Origin of the sequence: Butyrivibrio sp. TB (assembly GCF_900110805.1) — a bacterium.
Classification (GTDB): Bacteria; Bacillota; Clostridia; order Lachnospirales; family Lachnospiraceae; genus Butyrivibrio; species Butyrivibrio fibrisolvens_C.
In genome coordinates this window covers 209,778-223,957 of sequence record NZ_FOER01000001.1, presented here as the reverse complement: position 1 = coordinate 223,957, position 14,180 = coordinate 209,778, and the positions used below count along the sequence as shown (strand labels likewise).

The following is a 14,180-nucleotide window of genomic DNA, read 5'->3' as shown; positions in this document are numbered from 1 at the left end:
CATTGCCATGCTTTTAATAGTTTTATTAAATTCATGAGCGTGATAGATGGAGATTTTCATTCTGCCCGGGGTCCACATGTCTGAGCGAAGCGAGTTTGGACCCCAGAATGAAAAGCTCCAGATATCATGCCATGAATTATAAAACTATTAACAGCATGGCAATGATATATATACTGCCTGCCCCTGCAAAGACTTTGGGGATGCCGGCCCGTCCAAGTGGAATCAGCTTTTCTTCTTAGCAGCTACCTTTTTCATCTGACGTTTCTTTTCATACATAGCTTCATCGCCATCTTTTTCTACTTTGCTAATATCGCGATGATCTCCCGGAGTCCACACACTATAGCCATAAGCTATATGCATCTGCATATCCCTGCCTGACTTTTCATTATAATCCCGAATCATCTCACACATCTTGTCAATGCACTCTAAATACCTGTCCACTGCATTATCACAAACGATAAAAGATGCAAATTCATCACCGCCAACCCTGTACACATAACCATAATCTGAAAATGCCTGCATCAATATCCCTGAAGCAGCAACTATATAATCATCACCTGTTGCATGTCCCAAAGTATCATTTACTATCTTAAGACCGTTAAGATCAAGTGCTACATATACTATCTGGAAGTTTACATCTTTTTTCCTCTTGGAAACCTCCCTCATCCTGTCAGAGATCTCACTCTCTTTTAGGAGAAAAGCTCCGCGGTTAGGGATACCTGTAAGAGCATCTGTAAATGCCATCTCCATATAGGCTCCGGCCTTATCCGCCTGCCTGTTCCTATTCATAGTATCTATGAACAGATTGATGAACATACCGATTGTAAATACAAGGACACCTATTCTTGTGAAGAAACCACTATCAAATATCTTCTTGATATGCAAAATGTTTATGTACCTAAGTAGATCTATAAGACCCATAAAAGTTATAAATGCAAGAGAGAGATCTATCCAGTTGGTATTGACATGAAGATCATTATCTTTCCTGAATTTCTGATCCATGATGATCCTGATTATAACGAAAAAGCCCGTTACCATTATAAGCAGATCTGAAAGATATACTGTTTCATGGAAATCGAATATCTCATTATAGTTGGTAAACGTACAATAATCGATCAGGATTACAGTTGCCCAGAATACAATTCCGGCAATCCTCTTATGCGGTTTAAGCGTCACCATATCACTAAATACCGCTATAGGATAAGCCATCGACATAAGGAGAAAATATGAAATCGTATGCAGGTATTCGGATGTACCAAGGACATAGTCAAGAAGATGAGTTTCTATCATCGACCATAACCCTACAAGGATGATCAGAGCAGCAAGTGACTCATATATTCTTCCTGATCTTTGGTCAGAGATAAGCTTAGTGGCAATTATGATAGCAACTCCTATTAAAATAATAACTATACAGACAATAAAACTTGGAAGAGCAGCCATGATCCTGGATCTTATGTAAGCGCTCGCCGGTTCGATTGCCATGTTACAAATCTTGGAATTACTATAGACAGGGAACAGTTCGAGATATATAGTATCTCCAACATCAGAAGTATATAGCTGCATAGTCCTAAGATAAGTACCCGCCCCGCGGCTTCCAAGGCCTGATCCTAACCCATCAGCCATATACGCAATATAATCAACACCATACAATTTATAATAGTCCGTATAGTGCTGCATTATCATCTTTTCAAAATCTGTAGTTACATATCTTGCATCAAGATCATTCGTTACAAAGTCCAGACTATCCGGAGTCTCTCCATAATCGTATCCATCATATTCCCTGTCATCAAAATATATGCAAAATCCCATATGCTTAACTTCAAAGCTAAGAGACTCTTCACCTGTAAGACCTTCCGGAATAGTTCTGTAAAAAAGGTAACTCTCTCTGTCTTTATGCCCGTGATAAGTTAGATCAGCAATATTGACAGTATTGCCATCTTCATCGATCCAACCTTCATCAAAGTCGATATATACACCGTCTTCTATACTGAAAAAAAGCTCATTTGTATCTTTGGTATTATAACTAAAAATAGCCGTAGTTATAAAAAAACCAAGCGCAAGAAATCCAAGAATGTAATATCTGTATCGTTCGCCTGAAAATTTTATTTTCATTCGGATCCTCCGAAAAAGCTCAAATCATAAAATGCAGTAATACATACCCATATAGTTTTTCGGAAAAAATCCTTTGAAAAATTAGTTAAAAATATTGGACAAAAAGCAGGTTATAAAGCTCTCTGAATCTAGTGTGCTGACTCATTCATATTTGATCAAATTGCGAAGGAAATGGATTTATATACAAGGAATAAAATCGAAGGCAATGTAATCATTGGCGAGATTTTATGACGATGTAGATAAATTCATAGCCAAGTAATTTGATTAAATATGAACGAGTCAGTACACTAGTAATGATCAGCCTTTGTCATTTTTATCAAGGTACATACTGCCATCTGCAGCCGAAATATAATCAGCCAAGGTCAGAGTCATATTCATATTGGTAAGACAGCTTCCCATGCTGATAGCAGTATCATTTTGCTCAAGCTCGCTTACAACCTTCTCTCTGTAACTTTTCAAAACGCCTCTGGATGCATTTGGAAAAAGAGCTACGAACTCATCTCCTCCAAATCTGAATACATCGCCGCCTTCAGGCACATGCTTCTTCATAGTCTTAGCGATGATCTTAAGCACCTTATCACCATACTCATGACCGTATCTGTCATTAAGAGTCTTAAAATTATCAGCATCAACAAATACAACTCCCCAGATGATTCCCCTGGCTCTTTCTCTATTGAATCTGGACTCAACAATATCAGTAAGAGCTATCCTGTTGAAAACCCCGGTCAGCTGGTCCTTATTGTAGACATCCTCAAGCTGCTTCATGGCATTGGTGAGCTGTTTCTTGTGGAAAAGATTCTTAAAGCCCTCTATGATTCCTTCCTGCATATCGAGAAGATTGGACCATTCATAGAGAAATACCGGATTCTTATGAAGCGTATAACCAACCGCTTCATTGCCAAAATGTATAGGATTAAAAAGGTAATGAACTCCCTTAAGATTATGATCTATATATCCTATAAGGTCCTCCACCGATTCAAAAGACGTTCTCTTGCCATTACATACTGCAAGCTGTACTTTAAGATCAGGACGAGAATACCCCTCCGTAGGAAAATGAGTACTCATGTAAGGCTCAAATATCCTCTCATCTACTACTGCAAAGAAACCTTCAACATTTTTACTGCACATATATTTCTCTATAGTGTCAAACATATCATGCATAGTAGGCTCTTTAAGTACATCTCTTTCAAGACATGCTATCTCATTATCAAAAACCTCTTTGGCACAGTTAGAGTCAATTACACTCTTAAGATAATTCCTATAATCTACCATTCCGCTGTTGGGACAACCACAGCTTTCGGCAAAGATAACATTGGCATCTGTATATGTGTGAGAGGATACTTCTCTTCCTTCCCACAGATCGATAAGTATTTCAAGCGCTCTTTCTCCGATAAGCTCTCTATCCATATTAACAGTAGTTATCTGAGGAAGATAGTTCCTTGCCTTCTCAAGATTGTCAAAACCTGTGACAAGAAAGTCTCCGGGGACATGATAACCATTAAGCTCAGCTGTCCTGCAGATTCCTGTAGCTATATTGTCATTAGAACATACAAAAACATCAGGGAAGGGCTTATGGTTCTTAATATAATCATTCATATAACGAACGCCTGTGGCAAATTCGTAGTCACCGTACAATACCGGATTATTAAGTTCTGTAAGCTGATATTTCTGGAGACAGTCCAGATAAGATTCGGCCCTCTGTCTGTTCTCAAAATTGTCTCCGGGACCTCCTGCGAAGACAAAGCTTCTGCAATTATGGACATTATAAAGATGATCCATGATCTCTTCTATAGGCTTTCTATTATCAATACCCACATAATACAGACCAGGGAACTCATGACCTATGCTGACAGCAGGTTTTCCGCTTTCTCTTACCATCCTGATGAGCTTCTGAAGCACCTCATAATCTGTTATATTATTGGCATCTATGACAATACCATCATATGCTGTAAGATCAGGAAGGTTGAAGATATTGTACTCCCCCTGATTGTTCTCTCTATCACTACTCCAGTTACCAAAGCAGTTGAACTGGAACAAGACCATGTCCAGATTCTCTTTACGTATCTTTCTCATTATGCCTTCTGCCCAGGCATAAACTATAAACTTGCGCCATCCATCTGTTAATAAAGCAATCTTCTTCATATAAGTCAAAATCCGCTATTAAGATACGGATGATCAGAAAATAGATGATCAGAATATTCTATATTTCATATTCTATCTACATTGTCCATATCAGATCATTATCTTTTGATCATTCCTAATCTTCGGATTCGCCCCCATTCGTATATCTGTCCTTAACCCTTTTTATAAAGGCCATTACATCTGTTCCTATGTCATGCATCCTGCATCCAACCGCCTCATAGTCATCAAGAGAGAACTTTCTGACTATCTGAGCCTGTATCACCAAGTGCCTGCTGCGTTCTTTCTCCTGAAACGTTATAGTCACATCATCGCCAATACGGAATACAGCTTCTCTCTCCATAGCAAAAGATATACCTCTCATGGATATATCATATATGACCACCTGTGCGTCTCTACCCTTGCCGGCATAGGCAGTCCCCAGAATACCTACAGGATATCTCTTTGCTTTGCGATAATTCTTGGTGTCTATACCCTGAAGTCCTTCCATATAGTAGAACCTGTTATTAAGCTGAGCTATAGGCTGTATAAGGCTACACTTGAAATTATATCTGTTAAAATCCTTATCATGGATGCTGAAGGAGAAATCATGCATTTCATTAAGTGGTACCCCTTTATATCTTGGCTGAGTTACCATTATCCCTTCGCCTCTTGGCCCGACGACGCTACATACTGCCGGAATCATCTTGTCCATTATAGGGATATAAATTGTAATCTCTGTACCCGTAGAAAAATCAGTTATATCCATATTCACCCCATTATCAGCATATCCAAGCTATGTACTACTTGATCACAGGATACTGAACTTAGAAAATGTAAGAATTTCGTCCACTTTATTATGACGCAAATCAAAACTCATCGCAACCGGTTTTCCGATATGGAAAAAGCCATTCTAAAATGAGAATCCACATCATCATTTATTAGAATGGCTTTATATACTGATTCAGATCGGCTTTAGTATATCAAATAAATACTAAAGTCCGTGAAATCATACGGTATCTAAAAGGCTTTTTTAAATCTTTTTATACGGAAAAAGATTCTGCGCTTGTAGCAGCTATATCACTTTTACGGTTTAAGATGTTCATAAACTCTTCACCTGTGATAGTCTCTTTTTCATACAGATACTTGGCAATCTCGTCAAGCTTTGACTTATTATCTTTAAGGATCTTGATAGCCTTTTCATGCTGTTTTTTAACAAGCTCTACTACCTTCTGATCGATCCTTGCCTGAGTCTGGGCAGAGCATGCAAGTGAAGCATCGCCGCCAAGATACTGATTATTAACTGTTTCAAGAGCAACCATGTCAAAATCATCTGACATACCATATCTGGTGATCATAGCTCTGGCAAGCTTAGTTGCACGCTCTATATCATTGGAAGCACCTGTTGTAACAGATCCAAACTCAACCTCTTCTGCTGCACGGCCTCCTGTTAATGTTGCTATCTCATTCTCAAGCTCAGTCTTGCTCATAAGATAGTGATTACCCTCTTCTTCTACCTGCATGGTATAACCAAGAGCTCCGCTTGTACGAGGAACTATAGTTATCTTCTGAACAGGAGCTGTTCCCTTCTGCATTGCAGCTACAAGAGCATGTCCTACCTCGTGATAGGATACGATGAGCCTTTCTTTATCAGACATGATTGAATTTTTCTTTTGATAACCGGCTATTACAACTTCTATACTCTCTTCAAGATCAGCCTGATTAGCAAATCTTCTGCCGTCTCTTACTGCTCGAAGGGCTCCTTCATTGATGATATTGGCAAGTTCAGCACCGGAAGTACCTGTAGCCATTCTGGCTATCTTGTTAAAATCAACATCATCTGAGATTCTTATCTTCTTGGCATGAACCTTGAGGATATCTTCTCGGCCTTTAAGATCAGGAAGCTCTACAGGAACTCTTCTGTCAAAACGTCCGGGTCTTGTAAGAGCAGGATCAAGAGATTCCGGTCTGTTGGTAGCAGCAAGAATCATAACACCGTTGTTACCTTCAAATCCGTCCATCTCTGTAAGGAGCTGATTAAGAGTCTGCTCTCTTTCATCATTGCCATTTAACTGGCCATCACGCTTCTTACCAATAGCATCGATCTCATCTATGAATACAATACAAGGTGCCTTGTCCTTGGCCTGTTTGAAAAGGTCTCTGACCTTGGAAGCACCCATACCTACAAACATCTCTACGAACTCAGATCCGCTCATTGAAAAGAAAGGAACATTAGCTTCTCCGGCAACAGCCTTGGCAAGCATTGTCTTACCTGTTCCGGGAGGGCCTACAAGTAATATGCCCTTGGGCATAGAAGCGCCGATCTCTTTGTATTTGCCAGGATTATGAAGATAGTCGACTATCTCCTTTAAATTGTCCTTGGCTTCCTCTTCACCGGCAACATCAGCAAATTTGATGCCCTCAGTTGACTGTACATATACTCTTGCATTGGACTTGCCAAGGCCTCCGAACATCATGGACTGACCTGATGCACCGCCGCCCATTCTGTCCATCATCCTGTTGGACAGCCATCTTCCAAGCAGTATAAAGATGATGATAGGAAGTACAAATGTCAGAATGAACTCCATAAACGGTGAAACCTGAGTTTCTAACTCGCTGGAAAAAACCACTTCGTACTCTGTAAGCCTGCTGACAAGCTCCGGATCATCTATAGTAGCAGTGTAGTAGATCTTACCATCATTGTTCTGATATACTATTTCATTTGAATAGATTTTGACATTATTGATATTGCCCTGTGTTGTATCGGTTATGAACTGGCTATAGGATACTTCAGTTCTGTTAGCTCCGATTATAAGAGGCATAACCACAAGATTTATGATCACCATCAAAACAAGTACTGCCAGATAGTAAAAAATAAGTGGTTTTTTTGGTTGTTTAACTTCGTTCATAGATTCCTTTCTATTTTGGCTATAAGGTCCGAACCTGATACTAATCCCTTTTAAATACTGATTTGTTCAAAGGCTCTGCCTATATCGTATTTTAAGCTATATACGATTTCCTTATAATAATTATATTGACTGTATTCTAACATCTTTTTGCTACAAATAATCTAAATATAATATAAAGTATTCTGAAAAATATCTATAGTCAGTAGCTTTATAAGACACCGGATATTATTCAGCACACTCCCTTAAGATCGCCACCATCATCATGAAGCAGCATATCAGGATTCTCATCAGCAGCTGTAGTTGCAAGCTCGTCGCAGCGTTCATTCTCAGGATGCCCTGCATGACCTTTGACCCAGTGCCAGGTTATATTATGAGGCTCTGCGGCTTTTAAAAGTCTCTCCCATAAAGCTCTGTTTTTGACAGGCTTTTTAGAAGCATTGACCCAGCCTTTTTTAAGCCACCCTTCTATCCAGTGTTCATTAAATGCGCTTATAACATATTTGGAATCAGAATACAGATCGATGCTGCAAGGATGATTCAAAGCTTCAAGAGCCTTAATAACGCCAAGAAGCTCCATGCGGTTGTTGGTCGTCTTATCAAAGCCGTCCGACAGCTCCTTAACATGAAGCTCTCCACTTTTGTCTGTGAACTTAAGTACAGCGCCGTATCCTCCGGGTCCATCCGGGTTCCCCCTGGCTGCACCATCCGTATATACTTCAATATGTGTCATAATATTCCTTTCAAATGCTATATACGTTCTAGGTCGGTGCCATATCTAAGGCCCCTCACACGGGCAAACAGAATATAAATCTTTGCCACGTTTTTTAATTGTTTTATAGTTGATTGTTTTTTATGCCCAGATGCCGGTTCTTGTAAAATCGTCTGCCATCTTCTGAGCATCTTCTACGATAGTCGTATCGTAGCCTATCATAGATAAGAGCTTGATCGCATTTCTTGTGGTAGCGGGTCCTTTTTGGATCCTGTAGCTGAAGTGAACATCGTTGTCTGTAACTTCGCCTTCGAAGTGATAGTTATCATAATAATCTTTCAAAAGGTCTGTAAGTTCTATATCATGTGTTGCTGCAAAGCACTGTATATTCTTCTTATCAAGGCTCTTTAAGATCTGTGTGGATGCGGCTATACGTTCTATGGTATTGGTACCTCTAAGTACTTCATCTATAAGGCAGAATATCCTGCTACCTTTACTTGCTGCAGCGTCTAATATTCTCTTAAGGGACTTGATCTCTACAATGTAGTAACTGTCTCCGCCTGCAAGATCGTCTCTAAGCGCCATTGAAGAATAGATCCTATATATAGGCGCCTTGTATGAAGATCCTGTTACTGTATGTATAGTCTGTGCCATAACTGTAGCGATAGCGCTTGTCTTAAGGAATGTTGACTTACCTGATGCGTTGGAGCCTGTGATGAGGACTCCTTTATCTGCTGTGATACTGTTTACTACAGGGTTTTTCATGCAGGGATGATAGAGATCTGCTGCATTATAAGAAAGGTCTACACTACTGTCTTTATCATTATCTTTTTCGCCTTTTAAGGTCTCAAACTCCGGCAGGCAGTACTTGCCGTCAAGAGAAGCCCTGTAGCAGGCAACTGATATCTCTGTCTCGATACGTCCGAGAGTTGTAACTATACTATCAAGAAGCTGTCCATGAGTTTTTACAAACTTGTACATGCTCTTGAATTTAAAAAGATCTATATGAGTGAACATGCAGATGTAATCCAACAGCATATTCATTGGATCACCGCTGTTGGAAAGCCTTGCGGGGTCCAGTATTATCCATGAACCTCTTCTGAAAGTATCGGTTTCTTTTTCGTATTCAAAAAGCTCCCTTGTCTCTTTGGCAAGAACTTCATCCTTAACAGACTTGAACATATCTATGCCGCCAAGCATTCTGTTGATATATCCAAAGATATAAAGGTAAGGAGAGATATCTCCTTTGATGATAAAATATGTAACTGCATTATATAAAAGGCATGCAATTATGATAATTAAGAATACTTCGAATTTAAAAAAGCATCCCGCAATAGATATGAGCATCAAAAGATCAGCGATCATATGAGGAAGTCTTGATGACATTTTAAGATCATCAAGTGATCCTATATAGTCATATAGCGAATGCTTGCCAAAATTGGACATTCTTGCAAAGATAAGCTGGGTATCAACCCTAAGATCTTCTTTGGCAGTAAAGTTATCAACCTGCTGTTCAAAGGATTCAAATTCGTCAGTCTGCATGGGAGTTCTAAGTCTGTAATACAGATACTCCTGTCCTGCACCTGAATTGCAATAATTGATCCTGTCATATACGGCATCAAGGCCCAGATCATTCCAAGTGATATCATCAAGCGCTGTATCTTCTTTGTGATTTTCAAAATATTTGGGGATAGCCTGTCTTCGGCTATCCCTTATATCAATAGTGGGTTCCTTGCCCCAGTTTTTGATAAACTTATTTCTATAAAATCTTTCTGCTCTTTTTTCGTTTCTTTTTCCAAGTATTGCGGCTATCACAAGGATTGCTACAATTATTCCAAGTACTGTTACATAAACCTGCATATTATATTCCGTTTCTTTTTCAAGTAATTATAATTCCGCTTTGCATCTTTTTTTATAGCTCATCTTCCAAGTTCGTGCCTGATCCTGGCCTTGATATTCTCTGCTTCAAGGTACAGATCATGAGGATCTACGCCTATATTGAACCTGCCGTCTTCATATCTTATAACTCCGGCGATCATGGTCATCTTAATATTCTGCTTGCTGCCGCTATATATGATATTCTTGCAGATATTGTTAATAGGCTGCATGTTGGGCTGATCAAGATCTATCATGATGATATCTGCCTGCTTACCAAGTGTAAGTGTATCGCAGTCATTAAGTCCCATAGCATGAGCCCCGTTAACTGTAGCCATCTTGAGAACTTCATTTGCATCTATTGCAGAAGCATCATTGCAGCGAAGCTTGGCAAGACCTGTAACAAGGAACATCTCTCTGAAAAAGTCCAGACAGTTGTTAGAAGCTGGGCCATCTGTTCCAAGAGCAACAGGTATTCCATGTCTTAGATAATCAGATATCGGTGCGATACCTGAAGCAAGCTTGACATTAGATCCAGGATTAGTAACAACATACATATTCCTGGACTTAAGGATCTGCATATCTTCTTCATTGACATGAACAAGATGGTAACCGCCACCTCCAAAATCAAAAAGTCCCATTGATGAAAGGTACTTGACAGGACTCATGCCATAGCGCTCTATGCAGCCATCTGTCTCTGCCTTGGTCTCAGCTATATGGGTAAAAACAGGTGCCTTGTACTTATGAACAAGATCTGAGAATTTTGTCAGAAGCTCAGGTGAACAGGTATATTCTGCATGGATTCCCATAAAATATGAATTAAGAGGATCATCTTCTGTATTAAGCTCATTGTACATCCTCTCTACAAGCTCTAAAGACTGTGAGAAATTGTTAACACAGCCAACCTGTACACACCTCATACCGGCTTCTCTGCAGGCTCTTGCTATTGTATCCGGTGTCAGATACATGTCAAAAATAGATGTGATGCCGCTTGTAAGATATTCAAGTATTGCAAGCTTGGTAAGAGAATATATATCTTCTCCCGTCATATGAGCCTCAACAGGGAATATCTGATCATTAAGCCATTTCTGTGTTGGAAGGTCATCAGCAAGCGATCTCATAAGTGTCATAGCACTATGAGTATGTGCATTCTTAAATCCCGGCATGAGAAGATTCTTCTTGCAGTCTATCTCACGATCAAAATGCTTATAGATATTGGCTTTTGCAGCTTCATTATCAGTTCCGACAAAAGATATCTTGTCTGCGTTAACCCATACTTCACCTTCAAATACAGGCTTATCCTCCTCCATAGTGAGGATCCTGGCATTGTAAAACCTGATGTTCACTTTATGTTCCTCCCGAAAGCGTCATTTTTAACCTCATGTCGCGAGCAAAGCGAGTGACTAATGGTTCAAATTGGTGGAGCTCGCGACACCAATTTGGGTTTGAAAGTGAAACACTTTCAAACTTAAAAAACCTCTGATCAAAGATCTCCAAACTGCTTAACAGCCTCTGTTACAAGCTTTGCAAATCTTGGAGCTGCCATATCTGCTGCCTCCTGAACCTCTTCATGATTAAGAGGATTCTGGCTCATACCTGCTGCAAGATTACTGATGCAGGATACGCCGCAGATCTTCATGCCCATGTGATTAGCTGCGATTGCTTCTACAACTGTGCTCATACCAACAGCATCAACTCCAAGAGTTCTGAGCATGCGAATCTCAGCAGGTGATTCAAATGAAGGACCTGTAAGCTGGCAATAGATACCTTCCTTGAGATCGATCTTGTTCTCGATAGCAGTCTTTTTGAGAATATCCTGAAGATCCTTGTCATATACACTGCTCATATCAGGGAACCTTAATCCAAGTCTGTCATCGTTTGGTCCCATAAGAGGATTGGGAGCAAAACAGCTGATATGATCTGTAATGAGCATCAGATCTCCTGCGCTGAAATGGTAGTTAACACCGCCGCTTGCATTAGTAAGGAATAGGATCTGTGCTCCAAGCTGCTTCATGACTCTTGCAGGAAGAACTACATCAGAAATAGGATATCCTTCGTAATAGTGTACTCTTCCTTTCATACATACAACAGGAGTCTTACCAACGTATCCAAATATGAACTTGCCGTCATGTCCCGGAACCGTCGATACAGGGAATCCTTCAATCTCTGAGTATGATACTTCCGCTATTATATCTATATTTTTGGCATAGTCGCCAAGACCTGATCCAAGTGTAAGAGCTACCTTAGGAACGAAATCTGTCTTTGCCCTGACTGCCTGTGTACATTTTTCAACCTTTTCAAAAATCTGAGTATTTGTCATAATCCACCTCTTTCTGAATCAGTTTGATTGATTCTATATCTATTATCATATATATCTGATCACAATTTATTATATACCCTAAGCTCCCACTTGGACTGACCGGCATATCCAGCCTCTTTACAGTGGCAGGCAGTATATAAATCATTTACTCCTTGTTCTGCTTAGCGATCTCTTCAGCTTTTTCTTCAAGATAGACATATCTTTCCATAAGCTCTTCCAGTCTTTTTTCCTCTGCTTCTTTTTTCTCACCAAGTTCTCTGAGCTTACCAAAGTCAGTTGCATTTGCAAGTATATCTTCTTCAAACCCAGCAATTTTTTCTTCAGACTTTGCTATGTCATCTTCTATTGTCTCATATTCCTTTTGTTCTTTATAGCTGAATTTCAATTTATGACTGCCTCTGCCATCATTTGATGAAGGCTGGGATCCTCCACAAGGAATGTCTTGACCGTTATTTAGTGATGCTCCTGAAGCTGCAGTTGAATTAGAACCTGATGAGCTCTTGTTTTTGCCGGAAGCGCCTGTAGTATCGTCTGCAAAATCCCAGGACAAGCTTCCGTCAACACCTTCCTTATGAGTTTCGAAGAACTCTGTATAGGATCCGTTGTACAAATGAATGCCGCCATATGAATCAAATGTCAGCATGCGTCTTCCGACTCTGTCCAGAAAGTATCTGTCATGAGATACTGCAATTACTATTCCGGGAAAAGAATCAAGATAGTCTTCAAGTATCTGCAATGTCTTGATATCAAGATCATTGGTAGGCTCATCCAGTATCAGAACATTAGGTGCCTCCATAAGAACTTTACAAAGATACAGTCTTCTTTTCTCTCCTCCTGAGAGCTTACCTATCGGCTGATACTGAAGGCTACCTTCGAACAGGAACTTCTCACACATCTGGGATGCTGAGATATAGCCATCATCAGTCTTTATATACTCTGCAGTATCCTTGACATAGTCTATAACTCTCTGATTATCGTCCATGGTATCGGCTTCCTGAGCGTAGTAGCCAATCTTGACAGTCTCTCCGATCTCGATATGACCGCTATCAGGAGGGATGCTGCCTACTATCATCTTCATAAGAGTTGTCTTACCGCAGCCATTTGGACCCAGGATACCTATACGGTCATCTCTTATAAATGTAAAGGTGAAGTCTTTGATCAAAGTCCTGCCACCATAGCTCTTACCTATGTTATAGAGTTCAATAGTCTTTTTTCCAAGTCTTGAAGAGATTGCAGATATCTCAACATCACCATCAAATTTGAGCTTTTCTTCATCGCGAAGAGCCTCATAACGCTTTATATGGGCTTTTTGTTTGGTGGAACGGGCACGGGCGCCTCGCCTCATCCACGCAATTTCTTTTCTCAGAATATTGGCATGCTTGTCCTGAGTCGAAAGCGCAGATTCTATGCGCTGAGCACGAAGCTCAAGGTAACCTTCATAGTTGGTATCATAGGTATATAGTCTTCCCTGATCGACTTCTACTATCTTGTTGCAGACAAGATCAAGGAAATACCTATCGTGAGTTACCATAACAAGAGCACCCCTGTAATTCTCAAGATAGGTCTGTAGCCACTCGTTCATGGCGTTGTCCAGATGGTTTGTAGGCTCGTCCAGAAGAAGAATGTCGCTGTTTTCAAGAAGACGTGCGCAAAGCGCAGCCTTTTTCCTCTGGCCACCGGATAGTTTGGAGACTTTTTGACCTATATCATTAAATCCAAGGATGTTGAGGATCTTCTTGGCTTCGCCTTCTATCTGAGCTTCAAATTCCTTGGCTTCAAATGGGTCTTGAGGATGCCTTCTTGCAACGTTCTGGGACACAACATATTCATAAAGGGTATAGTCCATATCAAATTCAGGATTCTGAGGAAGATAGGAAATGACTACGTTGTTACCCTTAACGATTTCTCCGGAGTCCTCTTCCACCTGTCCGGCTATAAGACGAAGGAGCGTGGACTTACCGGTTCCATTGATACCGATGATACCGATTCGGTCACCCTCGTCAATTCCAAATGATGCCCCGTCAAGCAGCACTTTATCTGTAAATGCCTTAGAGACATCTTTCATGGATAATAAATTCATCTAAAAATACACTCCTAAAAAACTTTCAAAACCAGCTCAAACTTCGCTCCAAGTGGT

9 protein-coding genes are annotated in these 14,180 nt (G+C 40.2%); all 9 read right to left on the bottom strand.

The features are described from left to right. Positions 1-222: 222 nt before the first annotated feature. On the bottom strand, positions 223-2,112 hold the full coding sequence (locus tag BMX21_RS00980) for a GGDEF domain-containing protein (RefSeq protein ID WP_092040206.1): 1,890 nt from the start codon (positions 2,110-2,112) through the stop codon (positions 223-225). Positions 2,113-2,409: 297 nt separating this feature from the next. Further along, complete coding sequence (locus BMX21_RS00975; RefSeq protein ID WP_177173877.1) at positions 2,410-4,185, bottom strand: diguanylate cyclase; 1,776 nt, start codon at positions 4,183-4,185, stop codon at positions 2,410-2,412. A gap of 184 nt (positions 4,186-4,369) precedes the next feature. Further along, entirely contained in the window at positions 4,370-4,999 is a 630-nt protein-coding gene (locus tag BMX21_RS00970; RefSeq protein ID WP_022756134.1) for a PilZ domain-containing protein, read from the bottom strand. Between the two features lie 274 nt (positions 5,000-5,273). Beyond that, complete coding sequence (gene ftsH, locus BMX21_RS00965; protein ID WP_092040198.1) at positions 5,274-7,139, bottom strand: ATP-dependent zinc metalloprotease FtsH; 1,866 nt, start codon at positions 7,137-7,139, stop codon at positions 5,274-5,276. Positions 7,140-7,368: 229 nt separating this feature from the next. After that, the gene (gene rnhA, locus BMX21_RS00960; protein WP_022756100.1) at positions 7,369-7,869 is read right to left on the bottom strand and encodes a ribonuclease HI; all 501 of its coding nucleotides are present in this window, start codon (positions 7,867-7,869) and stop codon (positions 7,369-7,371) included. Positions 7,870-7,989: 120 nt separating this feature from the next. After that, positions 7,990-9,708: a MutS-related protein gene (locus BMX21_RS00955; RefSeq protein WP_092040193.1), complete on the bottom strand. Its 1,719-nt coding sequence runs from the start codon at positions 9,706-9,708 to the stop codon at positions 7,990-7,992. A 59-nt stretch (positions 9,709-9,767) separates the two neighbouring features. Further along, entirely contained in the window at positions 9,768-11,069 is a 1,302-nt protein-coding gene (locus BMX21_RS00950; RefSeq protein ID WP_242952838.1) for an amidohydrolase family protein, read from the bottom strand. 137 nt (positions 11,070-11,206) lie between these two features. Next, positions 11,207-12,043: a purine-nucleoside phosphorylase gene (locus tag BMX21_RS00945; RefSeq protein ID WP_022759035.1), complete on the bottom strand. Its 837-nt coding sequence runs from the start codon at positions 12,041-12,043 to the stop codon at positions 11,207-11,209. Positions 12,044-12,188: 145 nt separating this feature from the next. Continuing rightward, on the bottom strand, positions 12,189-14,123 hold the full coding sequence (locus tag BMX21_RS00940; RefSeq protein WP_092040188.1) for an ABC-F family ATP-binding cassette domain-containing protein: 1,935 nt from the start codon (positions 14,121-14,123) through the stop codon (positions 12,189-12,191). Positions 14,124-14,180: the final 57 nt, after the last annotated feature.

Bases quoted from the DNA above. Each gene is read 5' to 3' on its own strand.
- BMX21_RS00955 (WP_092040193.1), bottom strand. From the start codon at position 9,708: ATGCAGGTTTATGTAACAGTACTTGGAATAATTGTAGCAATCCTTGTG.
- rnhA (WP_022756100.1), bottom strand. From the start codon at position 7,869: ATGACACATATTGAAGTATATACGGATGGTGCAGCCAGGGGGAACCCG.
- BMX21_RS00980 (WP_092040206.1), bottom strand. From the start codon at position 2,112: ATGAAAATAAAATTTTCAGGCGAACGATACAGATATTACATTCTTGGA.
- BMX21_RS00945 (WP_022759035.1), bottom strand. From the start codon at position 12,043: ATGACAAATACTCAGATTTTTGAAAAGGTTGAAAAATGTACACAGGCA.
- BMX21_RS00975 (WP_177173877.1), bottom strand. From the start codon at position 4,185: ATGAGAAAGATACGTAAAGAGAATCTGGACATGGTCTTGTTCCAGTTC.
- BMX21_RS00940 (WP_092040188.1), bottom strand. From the start codon at position 14,123: ATGAATTTATTATCCATGAAAGATGTCTCTAAGGCATTTACAGATAAA.
- BMX21_RS00970 (WP_022756134.1), bottom strand. From the start codon at position 4,999: ATGGATATAACTGATTTTTCTACGGGTACAGAGATTACAATTTATATC.
- ftsH (WP_092040198.1), bottom strand. From the start codon at position 7,139: ATGAACGAAGTTAAACAACCAAAAAAACCACTTATTTTTTACTATCTG.